Here is a 23773-nt window from a genome sequence, read left to right as displayed (position 1 = left end):
CATTATTTCAGATCAGCGGGCGCTTCATTGGGTCGCGGTCGGGTTCAAGCTGGGCAATGCGACACAGCTCGTCGCGATCATGGAGGATCAATCGACCGTTTTGCCATGTGGCGGACCGCTGTTCGCGCAGGCGTTTGAGCATCTTGTTGACATGGACCACGGAAAGGCCGAGCGCGTCGGCAAGATCCTGTTGCCGATACGGCAACGGCATCTCGTGTCCGGTGGTCAGTCCGATTGCCGCGCCCCGGTCAAACAGCCGCACAAAGGCCCGCGCGATGCGTTCAAGCCCGTCCATATGTCCGAGGATGGCCAGGCTTTCGCCAAGCAGGTGTTCTTCGACGGCGGCAATCCATGTGAGGTCATAGGCGCGGTCGGGATGGTCGCGGAACAATTCCCACAGGCGTTTGCGGTCAAAGACGCAGAGTTTCATGTCTGTTGTCGCCTCGACCGAGTGCTGCATTTCCTGCATCACCCCGGCCTGTAGCCCGATGAAATCGCCGGGCATCACGAAGTTGATCACTTGTCGCTCGCCCGACAGCAGCGTCTTGTAGCGCAGGCCCATGCCGCTCAACGCGGTATAGAGTTGCGGGCTGTTGGAGGCCTCCATCATCAGGGTTGTGCCGCCATCCACCTCCAGCTCGCCGGTCTTGAAACTCTGCATGAACGTGACCTCCTGGGAGGTCATCTGCACAAACAGATCCCGGGCGCGCAGGGGGCAATTCTGACATTTTGTGACCATGTGAAAAAACCTCTTAATAGATGTCACAGTTTAATGCATCACTCCGAATAATGTTCCAGAATTAGGAATGTTTGGATATGACCCAATGAGAGAGCCCCTAATGCCCTTTGATGAGACGACGCCGCCGGAGCCGCCGGTTTATATCGTCATGGACAGTAATTTGCTGATTGCGGAGGATCTTTGTGGTTCACTTCAGGCGGCAGGACCGTGCCGTGTGATCAATGCGCCGCACCCGGATGAGTTGATTCGCATTCTGGAGGGCGAAACGCGGGTATCCGCAGCCTTTTTGGAAATGCGCTATGATCAGGTGCTGCAAGCAGGGCTCGACAGCGCGCTCAGCCTGCGGGGGGCACGAATCGTGCTGACCATGGGCGAGGAAGACGAGATCAAGGTGGCCAAGCAGGGCTGGGCCATGCTGGTGCGGCCCTTTACTGAGGACATGATTCGCGGCGTGCTGCGGCCGATGGTGAACGGGGTCTAGAGTTTTGGGTTTTTGTTGAGATCAGAAACCCCTCATCTTGTTTGTCGTGGCGCTCGTTCGTGGCGAGGCCAAGCCTAGGCTGGGCTTGAAATTGCCTAGGGTCGCGGTGCGCGGGCGGAGCGACCGGCCTGCAATCCCACGGCAAAGGCCTCGGCCACCTGCAACAGCGGTTCTTTGGCAGGCGGCTGTTCGGCGGCGGTCTCCGCGTCCGTCGATTGACCGCCAAGCGCCAGAAAGCAGAAACCAAGAACGAGATAGAGCGCGCCGATGACGGTGTGTGCGACAAGCGCACTCTCATAGGTGGCGATCAGAATCCAGAGCGCCACGGTCAGAAACCCCAAGCCCGCCAGACCAAAGACCACACCTGCCACGGTGAAGGCCGCCGCGCGCGCGGCATTGCGTGCGCGGCGGCGAAGGTCAGAGACAATGCCGCCCATCGGTTATTTCCGGCCCGTCATGAACCCGAGCAGAAATCCAACCCCAACGGCGATACCAACCGCAGCTGCGGGCTGACTGCGGACGGCGTCTGCGGCCTGTTGGCCCATTTCTTCAGCGCGGTGCTGCGCGGCATGCAATTGCTGCTCGCCTGAGTGACGCAGTTCCGACACTTTGCGGCGCGCGCCATCGACGGCCGCGTCGCGCGTCGCTCCGCCAAGTCCCGAAAGGGTCTTGGAGATGGCCGAGATATCCTCGCGCAGCGTCACGATCTGTTTTGAGAGCTGGTCAATCTCGTCTTGCGGCGATGTGTCGATGGATTTTGCTTGTGCCATGATTGCGTCCTTTCGGGTTGATATATGACACTCAACGCACGCGGCCCCGCGCGGTTCCGGGAAAGCTGAAAGAAACTTGAAACGTGAGGATTTTGAAGGAAAACGGATTCTGCGGGAACCAAAACAGCCGCTTGCCCGTTGGGTTAGCAATCGGAACCATGTTGCATTGAAAGGAGAGTCCGATGCTGTACTGGGCACTTGTATTCTTGGTGGTCGCGCTGATCGCTGGTGTTTTGGGGTTTGGTGGCGTCGCCTCGGCCTCGGCGGGGATCGCACAGATTCTGTTCGTGATCTTCCTCGTGTTGTTTGTCGTCGCAATGATCGCCCGCGCCCTGCGTGGTCGCGCACCCTGACGGGTGATATGGACACGCCCCGCGTATGAGCGCGGGGCGATTGCAGAGAGACCTTCTGACCATGACCCCGTGCCCAGAGCGCGGGGTCATGTCATGTCAGATGGCTTAACTCTGAAGGGTTTCTGTGCTGGCAAAGAACATCGCCTGACTGACGGCGGATTGCACCTGTTCCTCGCTATAGGGTTTGGTGATCAGAAAGGCCGGTTCGGGCCGTTCGCCGGTCAGGAGACGCTCGGGGAACGCGGTGATGAAGACGATCGGCCGGTCGCCCAATTCCTTGAGGATGAGATTGACCGCGTCGATGCCCGAGGATTTGTCGGCCAGTTGAATATCGGCCAGGATCATCTCTGGCGGGTCGCGCCGCGCGAGTTTCACCGCCTCATCGCGGGTGCGCGCGATGCCGGTGACGTCATGGCCCATATCTTCGACAATGGCGCGGATATCCATGGCAATGATCGCCTCATCCTCGATGATCATGATCCGGCCCCGGATCGAGTTGGTCATTTCGGTGCGTGCGATGGTCAAGAGCGCGGTGGCCTCATCCGCCGTGCCACCGATGATCTGGGCGATGTCGGGCGCACGAAAGCCCTCGATGCTGTGCAGCAAGAGCGCCTCTCGGGTGTTCTTGGTCAGATTTGCGAGCCGCCATTGCGCGCGCGCCTCGGGAGAGGTGGCGGCGTCCGCCTCGGCGACGGGCGAGCCGGACGAGATCCAGATTTGATGAAAGGCCTGGAACAGGGCGGACTTTGGGGTGAGCCCGCTGTTGAACACGTCCTGATCTTCGAGCAAGGCCTCGAGTGTTGCGAGCGCATAGTGATCGCCCGTCTGCTGATTGCCGGTCAGGGCACGCGCATAGCGCCGAAGATAGGGGAGGTTTTCGGCGATCTGAGTGCTCAGGTCCGGCTGGCGCGGTGTTTCCGTCATGTGTGTCCTCAAAAAATGTGTCCTTGAGGGAACCAAACGCGGAACAGCGTGTTATGTTCCCGAGCAGGCGCAAGAAAGTGCCGATTCAATGATGGCAGATGAATAGGCGAAATGGAAAAGAATCGCAGGACCAAGAAATTGAGTGAAACAATCGACGAGAATCTCCGGCGTGTCTATGCGGACACGGCCAAGGAGCCGGTGCCGGAACGCTTTACCAAGCTGTTGGAGCAATTGCGCCAGCAGGGCGAGGACAAGCAGAAATCCTCTGGTGATGATTCGTGAAAAACGACATAGACCCAAAAATGGACCCGCGCGAAGAGCTGCTGGGGCACTTGCCTGCGATGCGCGCCTTTGCCCTGAACCTCACGCGCAATTCCGCAACGGCGGATGATCTGGTGCAGGACGCGGTGGTCAAGGCCTGGGGTAATTTTGACAAGTTCAAACCCGGCACGAACCTGCGCGCATGGCTTTTCACGATCCTGCGCAACACGTATTATTCGCTCTATCGCAAGCGCCGCCGCGAGATCGAGGACCCCGATGGCAAGATGGCGGGGCAATTGTCTGAAAAGCCGGCGCATGACGGGCATCTGGCGATGACGGATTTCCGCGCGGCCTTTGCCCAGCTTACCGATGAGCAGCGCGAAGTTCTGATCCTCGTCGGGGCCGAGGGGTTTTCCTATGAGGATGCCGCAGAGATGTGCGGCTGTGCAGTGGGCACGATCAAGAGCCGCACCAACCGTGCGCGCAAGCGGCTGGCGGAGTTGATGCATCTGGATGATGAGGACGAGTTGGAAATGACCGATGCCGCGACAATGGCGGTGGTGAGCGGGACCTCGGTTGCATGAAATTGAGGCTGGCCGCGCTGCGTGGGCTCTGGACGCCCAATCTTGCGCTGCAATTGGGGTTTGGTTTGAGCCTCGCCATCCTGCCGCTCGGTTTTGTATCCGTGTATCAGACCTACAAGGTTCTTGAAGAACGGCAGACCCTCTCGGAAACGGCGCTGTTGGAGCAGACCCAACAGGCCGTGGCCGAAAGCCGGGACATGATCCAATCCGCGATGAGCACGGCCGAGACGCTGGCGATCACGGTGCCCGTCTTTGACACCTCGGAGACGACGTGCGATGCGGTGATGGCGCGGGTTGTAGAAGAGAATCCGAAGTTCACCTTTGCAGGCTTTGTCGATGAGGGGCTCAACCTTGTGTGTGCGTCGAACGGCGGGCGTCAGGATCTGAGTGATCTGGATTCCATTCGCACCGAACTCACCAGCCGACAGACAGAGATTCTGATGCATCCGCTGGAATTCATCGGCGGCACTGCCACGGTCAGCGTTGCGGTGCCGGTTTTTGCAGGCGGGCGATTTCGCGGAACAGTCTGGATCGCGGTGCCGGTCAGTGCTCTCAATGAAAAACTGTCTACGGTCGTGCCGGATGTCGATCTTGTGCTGTTTCAGTTCGAAGGCAAGATTGTTGCCACCGCCAAGTTTTCGGATTTCCGCCGCTCGGTTCTTCCGGCCTCCTATGGGTTGGACCGCTTGGCGGAGAAGGGGCGGCAGACGTTTCAGGATGTGAATCAGGAGGGCAAGACGCGCGACTTTGCGGTGGTTCCGATTGTCAGCGACAAGGTCTTTGCCTTGGGTAGCTGGGAGCCTCGGCTCGGGCGCGGGGCGCTGCCGGGCTATGAGGGTGCCTTTGCTCTTTATCTACCGTTGGTCATGTGGGTGATCACGATTGTGGTGGCCTATGTCGGCGTCAATCATCTGGTGATCCGGCATGTGCGCCGCCTGCGGTCTTGGATGCGGCTCTATGCGGCGGGGCGCGGTGATCTGGACAAGGCGCGGCTCGACAATGCTCCGGAGGAGTTGGAGATCGTGGCCGAGGCGTTTCGGGCCATGACCCGGCGGCTGTCAGAGCAGGAGCGGCGGCTGGAAGAGGATTTGAACGAAAAGACCGTGCTCTTGCGCGAGGTGCATCACCGGGTGAAGAACAATCTTCAGCTTATCTCGAGCATGCTCAACATGCAGATCCGCGCGACCGGAAGCACCGAGGCCAAGCATCTCTTGCGGCGGGTGCAGGACCGGGTGATGGCGCTATCGGCCATTCACAGATACCTCTATCTGGCGCGCAAGCTGTCGCTGGTGCGGGCCGACAAGCTGCTGGAGGATATCATTCAGCAATTGGTGATTGTCGGCACGCTGGACGAATCCGGACGTGAGATCACAGTCACCACCGCCCTCGAACCGGTCGAGATCAGCCCGGACCAATCCGTCCCTCTGTCGCTCTTGACGACAGAGGCCGCGATCAACGCCGTGAAATACTGCGGCATGACCAGCGGGGCGGATGCCTGGATCAATATTGCGCTGAAAGCGGTCTCGGCGGACAGTTTTTGCCTGAGTGTGGTGAACTCTCGCGTGCCCGAGGGGCAGGCCGACGCCATAACGGAGGCACCGATTGATGGCTCTGGGTTAGGCTCGAAGTTGATTGAATCCTTTGTCGCGCAGTTGAATGGCACGCTCGAGATCGACACGCAGCCTGACCGATATGAGCTGCATGTCGTCTTTCCGATGAGATGGCCCACGCCGGACGACGACGAGGGCTGAGCCTGAAAGAATTATGCGGGCCAGATGGAACCAAGCGATTGCACCTGCGTTGTTCCTGCACATGAAATCAAACGGAGATTGCAATGACACGTTCAAGACTTTCCCTCATTTCCCTGCTCTTCATGGGCGTTCTGGCTGCCTGCGAGACGGTGGAGGGCGCTGGCCGGGACATCCAGGGTGCAGGTCAAGCGGTGACAGGCGCATCGCAAGATGTCCAAGAATAACTGTTTGATTTGACACATCTTCAAACCGGGAACGGATATGATTCTGGTTTGAAGATGCTGCGAGAGACTGGGGCGCGCATCTTTGGGATGGGCGCCTTTTCTGAATGTGGCGGGGGGTCAGCCGTGCGACAGGCTGCGCGCTCAGGTGACGATCAGAGTCGCGACGCCGGTCGCCAACGCCGTGGCGGTGAGCATGCCAATCAAGACCAAGAGGCCGTCGCCGACGAACATGCCAACGGCGAGGGCTGTGATCACCGCGCCCAGCGCCGACGAGGTGAAAGGGATCAGTTCGAGGAAGGGCATGACCACCCCGCAGAGCAGGCAGACGAGTTGAGGCAGGATGACCAGCGGCTCTGTGACCAGACCGTGCAGCCGTCGCCGCGTGACGCGGTCCAGCCACCGCGCCGGGACACGAAACCATCGGTAGGCGACACGCACCCGTTCTGTGCGCAGGCGTGCGGAGCGAATCCAGCGTGGCAGCCAGAGCGAGGAGCGATGGATCATCTGTTGCAACGAAACCGCAGCGATGATCAGGCCGCATAATGTGGTAAAGCCGGGCACCCCGCTGAGCGGCGAGACCAGCGCCAAGGACGGCAGGATCAGAAGCGGCGCAAAATTGGCCCGCCCGAGCGCATCCACGACATCGCCGACGCTGGTGTAGTCCCCGTTCAGCGCCGCCCATCCGTTTTCGACCAGATCCACCGCTGATTCAGTGTCTCGCGCTGCGTCATTCGGCATCTCCGGCCCGTGCTCCTGTTGCGATTGTTACCAGTTTCCCGAGGGATAACGCCTTGAAGGCATTGTGGTTCCAGACTTTGGTCGGGGGCTCGCCCTGGCGGATCCGGGGGGTATTTTAAGTTTTTCAGGGAACCATACCAGAGGCCGGGCGTTATTTGATCACATCACGCCAAGCGGGCGTGCGTGTCACCGACCCGTCGGGTCACCGCTCGACGCGGTATAGATACGACCTATTCAAGGAGACTGTAAAATGAAACTTCTTCTCAGCACTGCACTTTGCACCGGAATGACCTTGGCCGCCGTTGGCCCTGTTATGGCTATGGACAAAACCCTGTCCGCGGTTGACGTCAAGGTCGATCTGAGCGCGTATGATGACTCTAACGTTCTCAAGTACTGGCCGACCCTCGAGGCTGACCTTGCCACGGCGATTGTGTCGAAGGTGACGGTCGAGGATTCTGCGGACGCCCCCCGTGTTGTCGTCGAGATCAACAAGGTCGCGATTGATGGCAGCACGCTTTTGCCGGACACGGGCGAGTTCAACCAGCTTGAAGGGACGATTTCCACCTTTGAGGGCGTCAACGATGCTGTCTCGGTCAGTGCCGACAGCCTTGAGAATCCGGATGAACTGATCGGCAGCTATGCCTTGCAGATGAGTGCTGTTTCGGGGGATGCCCCGGCCCCTGAGGGCTGGGTTACCATCGAACCCTCGCAGGACGATTTCTACAATGCGCTCGTGGACGCCTATGCGGCGACCGTTGTCGAGCGTCTGGACGTGGACGAGTGATCAACGCGCTGTCTGCCGTGACGTGCGGGCGCTTGGTCGCGCGCACCATAGCCGGGCAGTCCGCCAAGTCAGCTAATTCAGGCTGACCGCTGCACCTGCAGCACGACCTCACGCCAGAGTTGAGACCCTAAGGGCGGCGACAGACCAGTCGCCGTCCTTGCTTGTCTAAGGCTTGTCTACTGCCGTCTGTCCTGCACGGCGCGCTGCATCAGCAGCCACACGGGCCACACGCTCTGAGGTGCAACGCCCGAAACCCGGACCCAGACCCAGACCCGGACACAGACAGGTCCAATTTGAATGCCAGTGGTGAGCCGTGCAGGATTCGAACCTGCGATCCGATGATTGAAAATATACATATAATTCAATTATTTAAATTGTATCTGGATCAGAAAAGTGAGTTCAACTAAATTTAAGAAGAACAACATGTCCGTCGCCAGCGGGTGAATGTTCTGCGTCCGGCGCAGAGCAAATTTGGTGAGCACAGATGCGTCCGAGTGAGAAGCACTTTACCGACAGGTTTCATGACTGCCATGAACTAAGACAGAACCTACCCTTCAAAAAAAGATGGACTATTTTTCAACCCAAGGTAATGTTTGATTACGTAACGTAAGCTTTTTTTCAATGAATACTTCGACACTCTTTCCGTTCTTCGCTTAAAAAGCATTTAGCCAAAGGATCTCTACAATGGCAAAATCGATTACTTTCACCGTGGACGGCCCTGTTGACACGCTGATCAAGATCACGGAGCTGCCAGACGGAACCCTACGATTTGACATCAACGTATTGGGCTCGGGGCTTCTAGGCGATCTTCGAGGCATCTTTTTTGACATGGCTGACCTTGACGCCACAACGGCGGGGCTCACCGTTACGGGCATCGACGGCAGCGAAGACATCATCGGTCAGACCGCGTTCGATGAAGGCTCGATTTCGAGTGTGCGCAACGATGTGAACGTCAACGGCAGCGTGCTCAAGCAACAGGGGCGGTTTGATGGGGGCATTGAATTTGGCACCCCCGGCAAAGCCAAGGATGACATTTCATCTGTCAGCTTTGTGCTCTCGGCCACTGAGCCGCTCTCTCTCGACAGTTTCGATCTTGCGGATTTTGGTCTGCGCTACACTTCCGTCGGCACCGGCAACAAACGCGGTGGCAGCGAGAAAATCGCCGGGGACGCCAGCGGTGTCGCCCGCAATGATGCTTGGGAAGTTGATGAAAACTCAAGGGCTATGGTTGATCTGCTCGCCAATGACACCAACGGTGTACAAGCCGATGGCACGCGCAAGACGGTCATCAGCGTTGTGGACGAACTCGGCGCTCTTGACCCAGTCGTAGCGGGATTCCAGCGCACTGTCGAGATTGGTGGGCTGGTGTTGGGAACCTTGCTCGTCACCAGCGACGGTTTCGCCAAGTTCGTGGCTGACGGAGCGGACGTTGACAAACTGGCGCATGACGACATCCGACAGTGGTCCTTTACCTACGAAACCCAATCCAGCGCTGGAAATCTCGCCACGGCTGATGTCGTGCTGACGATCGACGGCCAGAACGATCAGCCCGACGCCTTTGATGTGGCGGTGTCCGTCGGTGAGGATGACGCCTTTGACATGGTGCAGAGCGGCCAGTTCGGTCCCCTCACCGGCGATGGCGTGACCGGAAGTTTCATGGGGTTTGACATTGATATCGGGGATGTCCTGTCTTTCCAGATCATCTCGGACCCGACGGATGCCTTCGGCAATCAATATGGCGAGGTGGTCAACAACGGCGACGGCACTTTTACCTTCAACCCCACGGATGATTTCCAGTTTCTCGATGCGGGCGAGACCCGCGACGTAACATTCCAATATGTCGCCATCGACGATTCGGGCGTCGGCACATCGACCACCCCGCCGGAAGAGAGCGACACCTCGGCCCCGTCCACGATCACGGTCACGGTGATCGGCGCGGATGACGCTCCCATAGAGTTCACCGATCAGTTGCTGTTTGAGACCAACAATCAATCCATGTTCGGCACCGGTGCTGCGCTGGTCTTTCAGCCCACCTTGCCGTTCTTCGGCTTCAATACCGGCTCTCAGAGCCTCAACGCCACGATCATCCCAAGCTTTACCTTTGCGGGCGATGCGCTCGAGGGGTTACTGGACGGAATCGAGGCAGTGGTGAACGCCATCGCCGATTTCGGTTGCACGATTGCCGGTATCTTTGGCGCGGATTGCGACGCGGATGTTGATCTGCCCTCGTCTATTTCGACCCCCGGCGTGCGGACAGAGGGCAATTTCGCCGCGATGGTTGGCTTGCAGCCCTATTTCTCGCTGAACACCGGCGAGGTGGACGCCTCGGTGCCGGTCGATGTCTTCTTCAGCGCACCGCGTCAGGTTGAAAATGGAGAAACCTTCTCGATCAGCAGCGCCTACTCGCTCGACGGCGGGTCCACCTTCACGACCATGTCGCCCAATGTCAATTTCGGCATGGATTTCGTCTTCGATCTCGACACGGCGCTTGATCTGATCATCGGCAGCTCGCGCTTTGACATCTGGGATATCGACACCGGAAATGACCCGAACTTCACCGGCGAACTTGGCCTTCCGGGCTTTAACATCTTTGATGCCAGCGGTGAGGATCTTGAATTGTCGGTGCCTCTCGGCCCGCTCGATCCGTTCTTTGATCTCGACCTCAACTTTCCGATCATCGAAACAACCGGCACCTTGGATGCGCCGGATGGCAACACGCTCAGCTCTTCGGGCAGCGATGATGTCGCGGCCCTGACTGCTGATCTTGATGCTTTCGCGTCGCAACTTCTGTTTGGTTTCCCCTCGGCCTTTGGCAACAGCGACTCGTTCGGTCTCTCGACCAGTGTCGCGGGGGTCAATCTCAACCTGCTGTCGGTCGAATGGTCATGGGACCTTGTATCCCTCGCGCTGACCACGACACTGGAAACGCTGCAGAACTTTTCGCTCAGCATCGAGGATCTCCCCCTGATGGCGATGCTGGAGGACGGCTCGATCATCAATGGCTTCTCTCTCGGAGATGAAATCACGGTCAACACGCCCACCACCGGCGATTTTGATCCCGACCTGTCCGGCAATGCCGACGGTCTGATCGACGTGGACATCGCCGTGGATATGGAGGCGTTGTTCTCCAACGATACCTACCTCGGCCTTGATCTCGACCTCTTTGCAGGTCTGCTGCAATTCAGCGCCGGGATCACCTCGGACTTCTTCGACGGTCCAAGCGTCAGCCTGTTTGACGGGATCATTCCGTCGATTGACGGCAACAACGACGGCTTCCTGCTCGGCAACACATTCTCGCTGCTGGAGGATGTGCGGCTGGCAACGCTGTTTGATGAAGAATTCGATATCGAAGGATGGAACACCGCCAACACGGATACGCCGATATTCTTTGACGTCGCCTGAGGTTGGCTAACACCTCAACGGAAATAGGCAATGTACGCGTGAGGAAGTTCTTGGATCAGGTTTCGGGGGAACCCCGTGTGGGTGCTGCTGGACGGCGGCCTCGATGGCATCTGCAATTTTGAGGGTCACATCCACAGGCCGTACGAGACGCTCTTTTTTTTAGTAGCTTGCTTCTTGTGAGCCGAGGAGTCGTTACGGAAATTTTGGAGAACCCGGAGCCATTTTAACATCTAGGGTGTCTCAGGAAATTTAGGGGACCTAATGGCGAGTTGGTATTTAGGGCGGCAACTATCAGGAAGAACGGCTTTCTTGCGCCAAGATCACGCAAATCAAACCCAAATCAACGGGTTGGAAATCTATGGAAGCCCTAAACTCTGGAGAGTTAACTCCGAAGCTACTAAGTTGGAACTTCTCGAAGGGTAAACTCTTGGGGTAACAGCCTGGTAAGTTCTGCTTCACGCCAGTTCATAAGATGAGTAACAGACAACTCGCCGATTCATCGCCAGATATTTGCGCGGCTATCGGATTGAGCAGGATCCGCGCATTCCTTCGTAGACGGCGCAGCCGCAGGAGCGGCGGCGACCTGATCCGCTGGAGCATATTTTCGCGACCTAAGTCGTGCCACTTTTTGAGGAAGCTCCGGGTTTACGACCGGTGGCGACCTGCGCCAGAAGTATCAGACTAAACCTACGGACTTGCACAGATCATGATGTCGTTTGGTATCTTTAGTAAGAATTTGATTCGACTACGCCCAGTCCACGAACGTGGCTTAATAGATTGTCCGTCATGTCAAGCTTCGTGCCAATCATACGTGCAGATGTTATCGCGCCTGCGCTGCGCTGGATGGTCAGCCATGGCCGGGATGTCGACTCGGCGCTGCGGGCAGTCGATCTTGATTGGTACCCTTGGGACGATCCGCACGCGATCATTCCCGCAAAGAACGCCGCGCATTTTTTCTTTAATCTCACGCAAGACGAGGGCCCCGATATAGCTTTTCATGTTGTCGCGGAAACTGGTGTGCTCGACATCGGATTACTGGGAAACGCCATCGCTCTTTGCTCGACGCCGCGCAGCGCGCTGACTTTTGCAGCGTCTATGATGCCATATCAATGCACACACGAAGTTCTGGTTCTTTCGAAGAATTCTGACGACTGCGTTATCGCTGACAGTTGGACCTTTGCGTTCAAGGACCAGGAAACACGGCACATTGTCGCGCAATATGTCCTCGCCTTGATCCACAAGATCTGCCGCTCCACGGGGAAGTCGTCACCTCCGCTTCAGGCGGTGAGAATGGTGCCGCATCCCGAATTCGGACTTGCTCACCTGCGCCCCTGGCTCGACTGCGATTTGCAGGCTGATGTCAATACGCCTCTGGAGGTTGTAATCCCTGCCTCCATAGCTGACCATTCTTTCCCGAAGCACCTCGTCGACGCCGGGCAGAATCTGCCAATCCCGAGGTTGCGTCCGCTGCGCGGCGACGGCAGCATGGCGGCGTGTCTCGCCTTGCTTGCCAAGAGCATGATGAAAGATGGAACCCCCTCGCTCGACAGAATGGCGGCCATTGCGGGAGTAAGTCGCCGCACCTTGCAGCGCCGGCTGGCTCAGGAAGAAGTCAGCCTTTCCGACGTCATCGACAGGGTCCGACAGGACATTGCCGCAGAATGGCTAAAGGACCCACGCTCACGGTTGCAGGATTTGTCGGGGCAAATGGGTTACACACACCCGTCGACCCTCACACGCGCGATGCGGCGCTGGAGCGAACAGTCGCCCTGACGCGAGCAACCGGATAAGGTTGGCACGCGGATAGTATTCCGGCCACGCTTACGGATGCAGCACCACCCCGAACGGGAATATGCTGGGCAGAAGCTTTTGTGGCGCGCAAAGTCAATTCCACAGGTTCTTCCGAGGCTATGATCGATCTGGGGCAGGTCGTCCTGCCAGGAAGCAGAAGTTGACTGCGCATGAAAATATTATTTCTTGTTCCCTTTTCTTTTGTGTCGGTCTCTCCGGTATTCGCTCAGGAATCGAACTGGGAGTATTCGACGACGCTTTACGGATGGTTCACGGGAATCAGCAACACGGTCGAAACACCTGCCGGAGAGGTGAAGACAGAGGCCGATTTCTCAGACGTATGGGATTCGCTGGACCTTGCTTTAATGGGCACATTTGAAGCCCGACGCCATCGCTGGTCCTTCATAGGAGATCTCATCTACAGCGATCTCAGTGCGAGCAGCGACACACCCGGCCCTGTATTTAACGCTGCCAAGGTGGAAACGGAGATGACGTTGCTGTCGGCCTATGCGGCCTATCGCGTTGTTGATACCGCAGACGCAACGCTCGACCTCGGTGGCGGTCTTCGCTGGTATGACGTGGATATCGACGTTGGTCTGACAGGCGGTCCATTGCCGGGGAACCGTTCGTTCGGCGATAACTGGGTCGATCCTATTCTGGCCGCACGTCTTGCTGTGCCGCTTTCAGGTGACTGGTTCGCGGCAGGAATGGTCGATGTCGGCGGCTTTGGGATTGGCGATGCATCCGACCTTTCTTGGCAGGTTCTGGCCAGCGTCGGATACAAATTCAACGAAACCTGGTCGGCGAGGTTTGGCTATCGATACTTGTCTATCGAGAAGAAAATCGACGGCACGGATGTCGATCTGGAACTCTATGGTCCGGTGATCGGGATCACGGCGCGTTTCTGACAGGGAATACAAAATGACCGTGGCCGATGCGCTACCATCATTATCCCGCAAGAGTGTGCACCGGGCCCGGATGGGTCCCTAAAGTGGAATTACAGCCGTTCTGGCTTCTTAGGAACCTTAAAATTTGGGAGAAAGTACATGAACATGACCTTGAGAACTGCAGTGATACTGCTGCTTGGCGCGGCCGCGCCGGCCCTTGCGGCGGATCAGGACGTGCTGCCCGTGAACACTGATGAAATCGCCCATTATCGAGACGTGGGAGAATGGGTTGTCCATGAGAACCGCACCCGCAGCACCTGCTTCATTTCGCGCTCAGATGCGGAAGGCCATCTCGTCCAGATTGGCCTGACCAAGGACAAAGACTATGGATACATCGGAATATTCCAGAAAGGGGCCAAGCTGGAGGAGGGAACGGACGCCGTCGCTGTCATAGTCAACGGGAATCTCTACGTGGGCGAGTCCAAGGCAGTCGTTCACGGCACATCGAACGATTATGAGGGCGGCTACGTGCTCGCGACCGGCGAGACCGCCAAACAGTTGCGCCTCGATCTGGAGCAACAAGAGGAGATGATCGTTTTCCCGAACAAACCCTTCACGGTCACTATCTCGCTTGGTCACCTGCGTAACGCGATTTACGAAGCACGCGAATGCACGGGGAAACTTCAGGGATCGTGACCGGGTTTCCTCACAGTCCTAACCGTGACAATGCGCGCTTTGCGGGCAGGATGCGCCGGGACGTCGAAGCTGTGCTTGACTCCGCTGCAACTCGATCAAGCCTGCAGGATCTGCTTCAGGTCCTGCGTAAACTCCCTTGGCTCTGAGTGTGAAACCGCAATCCTTCCGGCAAGAACCGAGGAGCATAATCATGAAGCTTCTGAGAGAACCCCTGCTGCATTTCCTGCTTCTGGGTGGTTTGATCTTCGCGGTTCTGTTCGATGAGGAGGCCCCCGGCACGGCGAGTGTCGAAAACCAGATACTTATCGAGGCAGCCGAAGTTGAACGCATGGCCGCCGCTTGGGAGCAGCGCTGGCAGCGCCCGCCAAGCGAGGCGGAGCTTTCGGGCCTTATCGGAGAAGCGGTGCGCGAGCAGGTGCTCTACCGTGAGGCGCTCACACTTGGACTTGACCGCGACGATGTCGTGGTGCGCCGTCACCTGCGACAGAAGTATGAGTTTCTGACACAGGATCTCGCCTATGACACCGATCCAGACGACGCGACCCTGCGCGCGTATTTCGAGGCGCAGGGAGACCGCTATGCGCAATCTGCCCGCGTCAGTTTCCACCAGGTCCTGTTCAGCCCAACTCGGCGCGGCGCGCAGGCTGAGATCGACGCGGTTCAGACGCTGGCAGATCTGAAATGGGCAACGGAACCAGGGACGGCAGAGACGCTGGGCGATATCACCTCGCTGCCATCGGATCTTGTCGGTCTCGACCTGCACGCGATCGAGGCGATGTTCGGACCGGATTTCGTAGCCGCTCTGCAGACGGTGGAGCCCGGTCTCTGGGCTGGCCCAATCGCGTCTGACTTTGGGCTGCACCTTGTCTGGATTACGGGACGCGCCCCCGGCAGGCGCCTCGCGTTCGAGGAGGTGCGGCAACGGGTCCGGGACGACTGGATCTACGAACAGCGCGTCGCGGCAAATGAGGCCGTCTATCGCAAGCTGCTGGAACGCTACGAGGTTGTGGTTGAAACGCCCGCCGCGCCGGGGACAAGCGCCGGGGGCGAGTCATGATCCGGTGGCTTCTGGTCCTGTGTCTCGCCTTATCGGGAGTGGCGCACCCCGTAGTGGCGCATGAATCCCGCCCGGCCTATCTCGACATCCGAGAGCTTGGCTCCGGCAATTATGACGTCATCTGGAAACGCCCGATGCGCGGCGACTATGTGATCGGTTTTTCGGTGGTCTGGCCCGAGGGCTGCACCACGTCCTCCGAGGCCGAACATCAGGTGCCCGGCGCATCGCTGACGCGGATGCTCATTGACTGCGGCGAGGCGGGGCTGATCGGGCGCGAGCTTTCCATCGCGCGCCTGCCTGAAACCAGTGCCGAGGTTCTCGTGCGGCTGGCCTTCGGGGATGGCACGACCGAGACCCACATCCTGCGTCCCGCCTCGGCCACGATGACGGTGCAGGGTCCTCGCGGTGCGCTTGCCGTCGCAATAGAATATGCAGTGCTGGGCTTCGAACACATCCTTGCAGGCATAGACCATCTGCTCTTTGTCCTTGGCCTGACTCTGATCGTTGGGGGTGGATGGCAACTGGTCAAGACGATCTCCGCTTTCACCATCGCACACAGCATCACCCTAGCCTTGTCGACACTTGGACTGGTGCGTCTGACCCCGGCGCCGGTCGAGGCGGTGATCGCCCTTAGCATCGTCTTCCTTGCGCGGGAACTGATCATGCTCAAGCAGGGACAGCCGGGGCTGAGCACCCGCGCGCCCTGGCTCGTCGCCTTTATCTTCGGATTGCTGCACGGTTTTGGATTTGCCGGCGCTCTGCGCGAGATTGGCCTTCCTTCGGGGGATATCCCGCTTGCGCTGCTGACCTTCAATCTGGGGGTCGAGGCCGGACAACTGACCTTTGTCGCGGTGATCCTCGGGCTAATCTGGCTCGTGCGCGGCATCGGCCCTCTGAGCCTGCCCAGGTGGGCGGGCCTGCTTCCGGCCTATGCCATCGGCACGATTGCGGCCTTCTGGACCGTAGAGCGAATTCTGACTGCCTGAAACGAACTTAAACGAAACTATCAAGGAGACGATCATGAAACCGAGCCTTCTCAAGACGCTGTTCCTCGCCGCGGTCGCTGTCAGCCCACCGGCACTGCCGGCCTTCGCGCAGCAGGGTATTGCCGACACGCATGGCCATGATGCGTCCAACCTTGAGTCGCTGAACCAGGAGCCGCCCTATTCGCCCAATGCCGGGCGTAACTTTCCGGACCGACCGCTGTTCGGGGAAACCCACCTGCATACGACGCTGTCCTTCGATGCGGGCACCTTCGGCGCGCGCCTGGGACCACGCGACGGCTATCGCTTCGCCAAGGGGCAGGAGATTGTGTCGAACACCGGCCAGCCCGTCCGCATCGCGCGCCCGCTGGATTTCACCGTTGTGACCGATCACTCGGACAACATGGGGTTCTTCGGCGAGTTTGCCGCCGGCAATCCCGACATCCTCGCCAATGCCCAAGCAAAGGCCTGGTATGATCTGATGCAGGCCGGCAAGGGCGCCGAGGCGGCCATACAGATCATCACCGCCTTCTCGAACGGAAGCTTCCCGATCGAGATCATGTCGCAGCCCGGCACCAAGCTTTACCGCGATACCTGGAAGGACATCATTGCTGCCGCTGAAGAGGCCAATGAACCGGGCAGGTTCAGCGCGATCATCGGCTACGAATGGACGTCGCAGGTGGGCAAGGGCGACAACCTGCATCGCAACGTTATCTATCGGGACGGCGGCGATCTTGCCGTGCAGATGGACCCGATGGTCACGCTGCCGCCGCACGGCAGCCAGAACCCGGTCGATCTGTGGAAGTGGATGGGCGCATACGAAGAGAAGACCGGCGGGAATGTTCTGGCCATTGCGCACAACGGCAACCTGTCAAACGGCCTGATGTTCCCCACCATCGAGCAGTTCGGCGCGCCAGTGGACGCGAACTATGTGTCTGAGCGAGCCAAGTGGGAAAGACTTTATGAGATGACGCAGACCAAGGGCACAAGCGAGACGCATCCCTACCTCTCGCCAAATGACGAGTTCGCGGATTTCGAGATCTGGGACAAGGGCAACCTGACCATGACAGTCGCCAAGAAGCCCGAGATGCTGCAGCATGAATATGCCCGCTCGGCGCTGCTGAACGGCATGAAGCTGGAAACCCAGTTCGGCACCAACCCCTACAAGTTCGGCCTCGTTGGCTCGACCGACAGCCATCTCGGCTTTTCGTCCTTCGAGGAGGACAACTTCTTTGGCAAGACCGTCTCGATGGAGCCGGGGCCCGAGCGGATCGCGAAACCCTTCGTCAAGACCGATGTGGGCACCATCAGTGAATGGGAGGTCGGCGCTTCTGGCCTCGCGGTGGTCTGGGCCACAGAGAACACCCGCGAGGCGATTTTTGATGCGATGGAGCGAAAAGAGACCTATGCGACCACAGGCACCCGGATGGCCGTGCGCTTCTTCGGTGGCTGGGATTTCGTGACAGAGGACGTCAATACTCGGAGGCCTGCACAGGCCGGTTATGCCAAGGGTGTGCCAATGGGGGGTGATCTGGTCAATGCTCCCGAAGGCAAGGCGCCCAGCTTCCTTGTTGCCGCGCTGAAAGATCCGATCGGCGCGAACCTCGACCGGGTGCAGATCATCAAGGGCTGGATCGATGCCGAAGGCAATACGCAGGAGCGCGTCTATGACGTGGCCTGGGGTGACGCCGATACCCGCGAACCCGATGCAGATGGCAAGCTGCCCTCTGTCGGCTCGACCGTCGATATTGTCGACGCAAGCTTCACCAACACCATCGGCGACCCGGAACTGATTACCGTCTGGGCGGACCCGGATTTTGATCCGACGTTGAGGGCCTTTTACTATGCCCGGGTCATCGAGATCCCGACGCCGCGCTGGACCGCTCGGGATGCCAGCTACTACGGCGTAGAACCTGCCGACGGTGTGCGGATGACGATTACCGAACGGGCATATACCTCGCCGATCTGGTACACGCCTGCGCAGTGACTACTGGGTCTGCTGGTCAAGCAACATGCTGTGCGCCATTATTCTAGTCGCACAGCATTGATCCGCAATTGTGGTGTTTTTATCCGGGCAGGGCCTGATGGGCGGAGGCGGCTTAAAGGCAGCAAAACTACACAGATTTTCCAAACTGATCGGAGACTTACCGCCCTGTTCGACACCAACCGGCGCGAAGCGACCACGACCGATGCGAGGAGGAACACCCCATGCTATTTGCTGATGTCAGACACTTCAGTCCTGCGCCACACGCCTGCCGACTGCAGGCAAGGTAGTCGCAGAGCTTAAATGCGCGTTCTGGCAACATCTGTTTGTCCGAGGCCAGCAGGCACGCATCTGGGACACACACTCCGCCATCGCTTTCCCGGCCATGACGAGGCGCTTTCGCTCGCGCAAGCGCGCGCTCAAATGTTCGCCCACAGAACCCAGACAGCGCCCGATGAAATCGGTGCGCGATGTCTTCGTCGGACGAGCTTGATTGAGCAGGCTATAGCAAAGAGCCGCCGTGGTCATATCCAAGGCCGCAAAGAGCCTTCCTGAGCCATACCGTTCGACCTGACACCGTTGCCCGAAATCCAGTCACGGCTCCGGATGCTACGTCAAGAGAGTCCCTGTTGGCCCTGTCATCCTTTCTATGCGCGCCGGTGGCCGGCCATAGACAGTAAGCGGCTGGTCACAGGCTTGGGCGCGGATGCGAAAAGCTGCGGGTTTGCCAAAGAACATTTGGATGATGGATATCCGTGCCGGAGCGGTCACGGAAGCCAAAGGCCTTGGCGTAGATCCCTTTGCGCTGCGCGATGCGGCGCAGCATGCAAGTGTCTCGACGACAAACCGCTACTCGAGGATTCGAAGCGAGGGTGCAAACCAGATTGTGCAACTGAGACGGAATCGTTCGTTGGATCGGATTAAGAACATTCTCGATCCAACGCTATGCTGCTGCACACGCTAAGTCCTTGAAACAGTGGTGAGCCGTGCAGGATTCGAACCTGCGACCCACTGATTAAAAGTCAGTTGCTCTACCAACTGAGCTAACGGCCCACTAGACGCGCTATCTAGAAAGAGCGGGGCGGGGGGTCAACCCCGAAAGTGCAAGATAATTCCGCGATCTGCTGGATTCGTCGCGAGGCGCAGTTTATATGCGCGAGGATGAGCCACGATGACCATACCGGATTGCCCTTTTTCAAGATGCATGGGCTGGGAAACGATTTTGTCGTGCTGGACGGGCGTGCGCGGGATTTGGGGCTGACGCCGGGGCTGATCATGGCCATTGCCGACCGGCATCGGGGCATCGGATTCGATCAACTGGCGGTGATCACGCAAGGCATGGGCGACGCGCATCTGACCTTTTACAATGCCGATGGCTCGACCTCTGCGGCCTGCGGCAATGCCACGCGCTGTATTGCGCGGTATCTGATGGACGAGAGCGGCAAGGCGCGACTGGAGCTGAGCACGGCGCGTGGGGCGCTGGTGGCGGTGGATGCGGGCGGCGGGCTGACATCTGTGAACATGGGGCAGCCGCAGCTGGATTGGGCCGAGATTCCGCTGGCCGAGGCGATGGACACGCTGGAATTGCCGATTGAGGGCGGGCCGGTGGCCACGGGCATGGGCAATCCGCATTGCACGTTTTTCGTGGCCGATGCCGAGGCGGTGCCGCTGGCACAATTCGGGCCGCGCTATGAGCATCACCCGCTTTACCCCGAGCGGACCAATGTGCAGGTGGCGACGGTGATTGGCCCCGATCATATCCGCATGCGGGTCTGGGAGCGGGGCGTTGGGGTGACGCTGGCCTCTGGCTCTTCGTCCTGTGCCACGGCGGTTGCAGCGGCGCGGCGCGGGCTGACGGGGCGCAGGGTGCGGATTGATCTGGATGGCGGCACGATCCATGTCGACTGGCGCGAGGATGGCGTCTGGATGACCGGCGAGACCGCGCATGTGGCAAGCGGCGTGCTCACGCCCGCATTTCTGGCGGCGGTTCGATGAGTGAACAGAGAATCGGGGCGCCGAAATTCACCACGCTGGGCTGTCGGCTCAATGCCTATGAAACCGAGGCGATGAAGGAACTGGCAGGCCAAGCGGGCTTGGGCAATGCGGTCATTGTCAACACCTGTGCGGTGACATCCGAGGCGGTGCGCAAGGCGCGGCAAGAAATCCGGCGCTTGCGGCGCGAGAACCCTGAGGCGCGCCTGATCGTGACCGGATGCGCCGCGCAGACCGAGCCCGAGACCTTTGCCGCGATGCCCGAGGTGGACGCGGTGATTGGCAATACCGAAAAGATGAGCCCTGCGACATGGGGGCGGCTGGCTGGGGATTTCATCGGCGAGACCGAGCGGGTGCTGGTTGATGACATCATGTCGGTGCGTGAAACGGCGGGGCATCTCATTGATGGGTTCGGCAGCCGAAGCCGCGCCTATGTGCAGGTGCAAAACGGCTGCGATCATCGCTGCACCTTTTGCATCATCCCGTTTGGCCGGGGCAATTCGCGCTCTGTGCCCGCCGGTGTCGTGGTCGAACAGATCAAGCGGCTGGTAGGGGCAGGGTACAACGAGGTCGTGCTGACCGGCGTGGACCTGACAAGCTGGGGGGCGGATTTGCCGGCCACACCCAAGCTTGGCGATCTGGTGATGCGGATTCTGCGGCTGGTGCCGGACCTGCCGCGCCTGCGGATTTCGTCGATTGATTCCATCGAGGTGGATGAGAACCTGATGCAGGCGATTGCCACAGAGCCGCGCCTGATGCCGCACCTGCATCTGAGTCTCCAACATGGCGATGATCTGATCCTCAAGCGGATGAAGCGGCGGCATTTGCGCGAGGATGCCATTCGCTTTGCCGAAGAGGCGCGGCGTTTGCGGCCGGAGATGACCTTTGGCGCGGATATTATCGCAGGCTTTCCGACCGAGACGGAGGCGCATTTCGAAAACTCCTTGCGGCTGGTCGAGGACTGTCATCTGACATGGCTGCATGTGTTTCCCTATTCCCCGCGCCCCGGCACGCCCGCAGCACGGATGCCGCAGGTCAATGGCCGCAGCATCAAGGATCGCGCCGCGCGGTTGCGGGCGGCGGGCGAGGCACGGGTTGCCGCCCATCTGGCAGCGCAGCACGGGCGCGAGCACGCGGTGCTGATGGAGGCGCCGCGCATGGGGCGGACCGAGCAATTCACCGAGGTCGTTTTCGACAGCGATCGCCCCGAGGGGCAGATTGTGCGCGCGCGGGTCACGGGCTGGCAGGGCGGGCAATTGACGGCGGCCTGAGGGCGCAAACCCCTGCCGGAGCGCGTGGGGATGGGTGGCGGTGAGTATTTGCAGAACGGTGAAAGCCGGGCGCTTGCCAAAAATGCCACAATCCGGGGTCTAGACCATTGGTTTTGCTGGACCTGAGGCCGGGGCTTGGGTAGATTCAGGGAAACGGGACGCGAACGATCCCGAACCTTGAGGCAGTATCAGATGTATCCCGAGCGGTTTGCGAACCTACCGGCCTATGCGTTTCCGCGCTTGCGGACCCTGTTGGACGCCCATGCGCCCGGCGGCGAAGTCGTGCATATGACCATTGGCGAGCCCAAGCACGAATTTCCGCGTTGGATCGTTGATATCATTGCGGAAAATGCCGATGGCTTTGGCGTGTACCCGATCAATGAGGGCATGCCTGCGCTGCTTGAGGCCGCGAGCGATTGGGTGGGGCGGCGCTATGGCGTGACGCTCGATCCGGCGACGCGGATCATGGCGCTGAATGGCACGCGCGAGGGGCTTTACAATGCGATGATGGCGCTCAGCCCAGAGACCAAGGGCGGCAAGCGCCCGGTGGTGCTGGTGCCCAACCCGTTTTATCAGGTCTATATGGTGGCGGCGCTGAGCGTGGGGGCAGAGCCGATGTTTCTGAATGCCACGCATGAGACCGGGTTTCTGCCGGATTTCGGGGCGTTGTCGGAGGAGGTTCTGAACCGGGTGACGGTGGCCTATCTGTGCTCGCCCGCCAATCCGCAAGGCACGGTGGCGAGCCGCGCCTATTGGGCGGATCTGATCCGGCTGGCCGAAAAACACGATTTCCGCATCTTCGCCGATGAATGCTATGCCGAGATTTACCGCGATACGCCCCCGGTGGGTATTCTGGAGGTCGCGCAGGAGATGGGCGCGGACCCAGAGCGGATCGTGGCCTTTCACAGCCTCTCGAAGCGGTCGAACCTGCCGGGGCTGCGCAGCGGCTTCGTGGCGACAGGACCGAAGAACATCGCGCAGATGAAACAATTGCGCAATTACGCCGGATCGCCACTGCCGATGCCGTTGCAGCATGTCGCAGCCCGTCTTTGGGCGGATGAGGCGCATGTAACTGAGAATCGCCGCCTCTACGGCGAGAAATACGAGATGGCCGATGACATCCTCGGCAACTTGCCGGGATATCACAGCCCCGAGGCTGGGTTTTTCCTGTGGTTGCCGGTCGAGGATGGCGAGGCGGCGACGCTGCGGCTCTGGCGGGAAACCGGCGTGCGGGTTTTGCCCGGTGCCTATCTGAGCCAGGAGGCGGGGGGCGTGAACCCCGGTCAGGGTTATATTCGGGTCGCGATGGTGGCCCCAAAAACCGAGATGGCGGGTGGCCTGAGGCGGCTGCGTGACTGTCTCTATGGATGATTGAGGACGAGGGACGACATGGCATATCAGACGCGCGGGCGCGACCCTTTGCTGGACAGCAACATGGCTGAGGCGATCGAGAAACGTGGCAAGGAATTGCTGGGTCTCGTGTTGATCGTCCTCGGGCTGATGGCGGCGGCAATGGTGGTCTCGTACAGCCCGGATGATCCGAGCTGGATGTCGGCCACCGATGCGCCGGTGCAGAACTGGATGGGGCGGTTGGGCGCGTCGATGGCGGCGCCATTGTTCATGATCATCGGCTGGGGGTCTTGGGGATTCGCCATCGTTCTGGCGGTCTGGGGCGCGCGGCTGGCGCTGCACCGGGGCGAGGACCGGGCCATGGGGCGGTTGATTTTCGCACCGATCTGGCTGGCGGTTCTGGCGCTTTATGCCTCGTCTCTGGCACCGGGCGCGGCGTGGGCGCAGACCCATAGCTTTGGGTTGGGCGGGCTCTTTGGCGATACCGTGCTTGGGGCGTTGCTGGGCATCCTGCCGATTGGGGCAAGCGTCGGGCTCAAGGTTTTGTCGCTGGCGCTCGGCGCGGGGGTGCTGATTCTGGGCGCCTTCGTCTTGGGCTTTACCAAGGTCGAACTGCGCCGGATCGCGCGGTTCCTGCTGGTGGGGGCGATCCTGTGCTATGCGGCGGTGATGAAGGCCTTGGGCCGCGGCGCCGGTGGGGCGGCGCAGGCCGGACAGGCCGTGCAGACGATGATGGCCGAGCGGCGCGCGC

24 protein-coding genes and 1 tRNA gene are annotated in these 23773 nt (G+C 59.6%); 18 read left to right on the top strand and 7 right to left on the bottom strand.

The annotated features are described in order from the left end of the window. Window positions 1-7: 7 nt before the first annotated feature. Complete coding sequence (locus VR71_RS23360; protein WP_045686706.1) at window positions 8-739, bottom strand: Crp/Fnr family transcriptional regulator; 732 nt, start codon at window positions 737-739, stop codon at window positions 8-10. Window positions 740-824: 85 nt separating this feature from the next. Here VR71_RS23360 and VR71_RS23355 point away from each other — a divergent pair, with 85 nt between their 5' ends. Then, window positions 825-1220 carry a hypothetical protein gene (locus tag VR71_RS23355; RefSeq protein ID WP_254656398.1) on the top strand — a complete coding sequence of 132 codons (396 nt, stop codon included), beginning with the start codon at window positions 825-827 and terminating at the stop codon, window positions 1218-1220. Window positions 1221-1315: 95 nt separating this feature from the next. Here VR71_RS23355 and VR71_RS23350 read toward each other — a convergent pair whose 3' ends face one another. Both VR71_RS23350 and VR71_RS23345 read right to left on the bottom strand, forming a co-directional pair. Beyond that, a complete protein-coding gene (locus VR71_RS23350; RefSeq protein ID WP_009817560.1) occupies window positions 1316-1657 on the bottom strand; it encodes a phage holin family protein in 342 nt (113 codons plus the stop codon). Between the two features lie 3 nt (window positions 1658-1660). Continuing rightward, window positions 1661-1990, bottom strand: a complete 330-nt coding sequence (locus tag VR71_RS23345) for a YqjD family protein (protein ID WP_009817561.1) — start codon at window positions 1988-1990, stop codon at window positions 1661-1663. 182 nt (window positions 1991-2172) lie between these two features. Here VR71_RS23345 and VR71_RS23340 point away from each other — a divergent pair, with 182 nt between their 5' ends. Further along, window positions 2173-2343: a DUF1328 domain-containing protein gene (locus VR71_RS23340; protein WP_009817562.1), complete on the top strand. Its 171-nt coding sequence runs from the start codon at window positions 2173-2175 to the stop codon at window positions 2341-2343. A 105-nt stretch (window positions 2344-2448) separates the two neighbouring features. On the opposite strand, the gene VR71_RS23335 is transcribed toward VR71_RS23340, so the two are convergent. Then, a complete protein-coding gene (locus VR71_RS23335; RefSeq protein ID WP_045686705.1) occupies window positions 2449-3267 on the bottom strand; it encodes a response regulator in 819 nt (272 codons plus the stop codon). 138 nt (window positions 3268-3405) lie between these two features. On the opposite strand from VR71_RS23335, the gene VR71_RS23330 reads away from it, so the two are divergent. From VR71_RS23330 to VR71_RS25440, 4 genes are all read left to right on the top strand, one after another. Further along, on the top strand, window positions 3406-3549 hold the full coding sequence (locus tag VR71_RS23330; RefSeq protein WP_363301792.1) for a NepR family anti-sigma factor: 144 nt from the start codon (window positions 3406-3408) through the stop codon (window positions 3547-3549). A 20-nt stretch (window positions 3550-3569) separates the two neighbouring features. Beyond that, entirely contained in the window at window positions 3570-4112 is a 543-nt protein-coding gene (locus tag VR71_RS23325; protein ID WP_040650501.1) for an RNA polymerase sigma factor, read from the top strand. Continuing rightward, complete coding sequence (locus VR71_RS23320; RefSeq protein WP_045686704.1) at window positions 4109-5863, top strand: histidine kinase dimerization/phosphoacceptor domain -containing protein; 1755 nt, start codon at window positions 4109-4111, stop codon at window positions 5861-5863. Before VR71_RS23325 ends, VR71_RS23320 begins: the two co-directional genes overlap by 4 nt. 83 nt (window positions 5864-5946) lie before the next feature. Then, window positions 5947-6087 carry an entericidin A/B family lipoprotein gene (locus VR71_RS25440; protein WP_083781531.1) on the top strand — a complete coding sequence of 47 codons (141 nt, stop codon included), beginning with the start codon at window positions 5947-5949 and terminating at the stop codon, window positions 6085-6087. 141 nt (window positions 6088-6228) lie between these two features. On the opposite strand, the gene VR71_RS23315 is transcribed toward VR71_RS25440, so the two are convergent. After that, window positions 6229-6825 (bottom strand): exopolysaccharide biosynthesis protein, encoded by a 597-nt coding sequence (locus tag VR71_RS23315; RefSeq protein WP_045686703.1) that lies wholly within the window; start codon window positions 6823-6825, stop codon window positions 6229-6231. A gap of 250 nt (window positions 6826-7075) precedes the next feature. Between VR71_RS23315 and VR71_RS23310 the strand changes: the two genes are divergently transcribed. The 8 genes from VR71_RS23310 (at window position 7076) to VR71_RS23275 (ending at window position 18412) form a co-directional block, all read left to right on the top strand. Next, window positions 7076-7609 carry a hypothetical protein gene (locus tag VR71_RS23310; protein ID WP_040650504.1) on the top strand — a complete coding sequence of 178 codons (534 nt, stop codon included), beginning with the start codon at window positions 7076-7078 and terminating at the stop codon, window positions 7607-7609. A 684-nt stretch (window positions 7610-8293) separates the two neighbouring features. Beyond that, window positions 8294-11011 (top strand): Ig-like domain-containing protein, encoded by a 2718-nt coding sequence (locus VR71_RS23305; protein WP_045686702.1) that lies wholly within the window; start codon window positions 8294-8296, stop codon window positions 11009-11011. Window positions 11012-11797: 786 nt separating this feature from the next. Further along, entirely contained in the window at window positions 11798-12784 is a 987-nt protein-coding gene (locus VR71_RS23300; RefSeq protein WP_296430821.1) for an AraC family transcriptional regulator, read from the top strand. A gap of 188 nt (window positions 12785-12972) precedes the next feature. Continuing rightward, complete coding sequence (locus tag VR71_RS23295) at window positions 12973-13710, top strand: outer membrane protein (protein ID WP_009817572.1); 738 nt, start codon at window positions 12973-12975, stop codon at window positions 13708-13710. 138 nt (window positions 13711-13848) lie between these two features. Continuing rightward, window positions 13849-14385: a hypothetical protein gene (locus VR71_RS23290; protein WP_045686700.1), complete on the top strand. Its 537-nt coding sequence runs from the start codon at window positions 13849-13851 to the stop codon at window positions 14383-14385. Window positions 14386-14575: 190 nt separating this feature from the next. Continuing rightward, entirely contained in the window at window positions 14576-15442 is an 867-nt protein-coding gene (locus VR71_RS23285) for a peptidylprolyl isomerase (RefSeq protein ID WP_296430819.1), read from the top strand. Further along, on the top strand, window positions 15439-16428 hold the full coding sequence (locus tag VR71_RS23280; protein ID WP_045686699.1) for a HupE/UreJ family protein: 990 nt from the start codon (window positions 15439-15441) through the stop codon (window positions 16426-16428). Before VR71_RS23285 ends, VR71_RS23280 begins: the two co-directional genes overlap by 4 nt. A gap of 34 nt (window positions 16429-16462) precedes the next feature. Beyond that, window positions 16463-18412, top strand: coding sequence for a DUF3604 domain-containing protein (locus VR71_RS23275; protein ID WP_045686698.1), 1950 nt, complete (start codon window positions 16463-16465; stop codon window positions 18410-18412). Between the two features lie 685 nt (window positions 18413-19097). Here the strand turns inward: VR71_RS23275 and VR71_RS25435 are convergent. Both VR71_RS25435 and VR71_RS23270 read right to left on the bottom strand, forming a co-directional pair. Then, a complete protein-coding gene (locus tag VR71_RS25435) occupies window positions 19098-19235 on the bottom strand; it encodes a hypothetical protein (protein ID WP_009817578.1) in 138 nt (45 codons plus the stop codon). A 151-nt stretch (window positions 19236-19386) separates the two neighbouring features. Continuing rightward, window positions 19387-19462: transfer RNA gene (locus VR71_RS23270), tRNA-Lys, on the bottom strand. A 108-nt stretch (window positions 19463-19570) separates the two neighbouring features. Between VR71_RS23270 and dapF the strand changes: the two genes are divergently transcribed. From dapF to VR71_RS23250, 4 genes are all read left to right on the top strand, one after another. Then, a complete protein-coding gene (gene dapF / locus VR71_RS23265; RefSeq protein WP_009817579.1) occupies window positions 19571-20404 on the top strand; it encodes a diaminopimelate epimerase in 834 nt (277 codons plus the stop codon). Then, the gene (mtaB, locus tag VR71_RS23260) at window positions 20401-21672 is read left to right on the top strand and encodes a tRNA (N(6)-L-threonylcarbamoyladenosine(37)-C(2))-methylthiotransferase MtaB (protein ID WP_045686697.1); all 1272 of its coding nucleotides are present in this window, start codon (window positions 20401-20403) and stop codon (window positions 21670-21672) included. The genes dapF and mtaB overlap by 4 nt, the downstream gene beginning before the upstream one ends. Before the next feature lie 192 nt (window positions 21673-21864). Beyond that, window positions 21865-23043, top strand: a complete 1179-nt coding sequence (locus VR71_RS23255; protein ID WP_045686696.1) for an aminotransferase class I/II-fold pyridoxal phosphate-dependent enzyme — start codon at window positions 21865-21867, stop codon at window positions 23041-23043. An 18-nt stretch (window positions 23044-23061) separates the two neighbouring features. Then, window positions 23062-23773: DNA translocase FtsK 4TM domain-containing protein (locus VR71_RS23250; RefSeq protein WP_045686695.1), on the top strand; the 712-nt coding region annotated here is incomplete at its 3' end.

It is taken from the genome of Roseovarius sp. BRH_c41, assembly GCF_000961715.1.
GTDB lineage: Bacteria > Pseudomonadota > Alphaproteobacteria > Rhodobacterales > Rhodobacteraceae > Roseovarius.
Note: the sequence above shows the minus strand (reverse complement) of the source record. Positions and strands in the feature narration are given on the sequence as shown.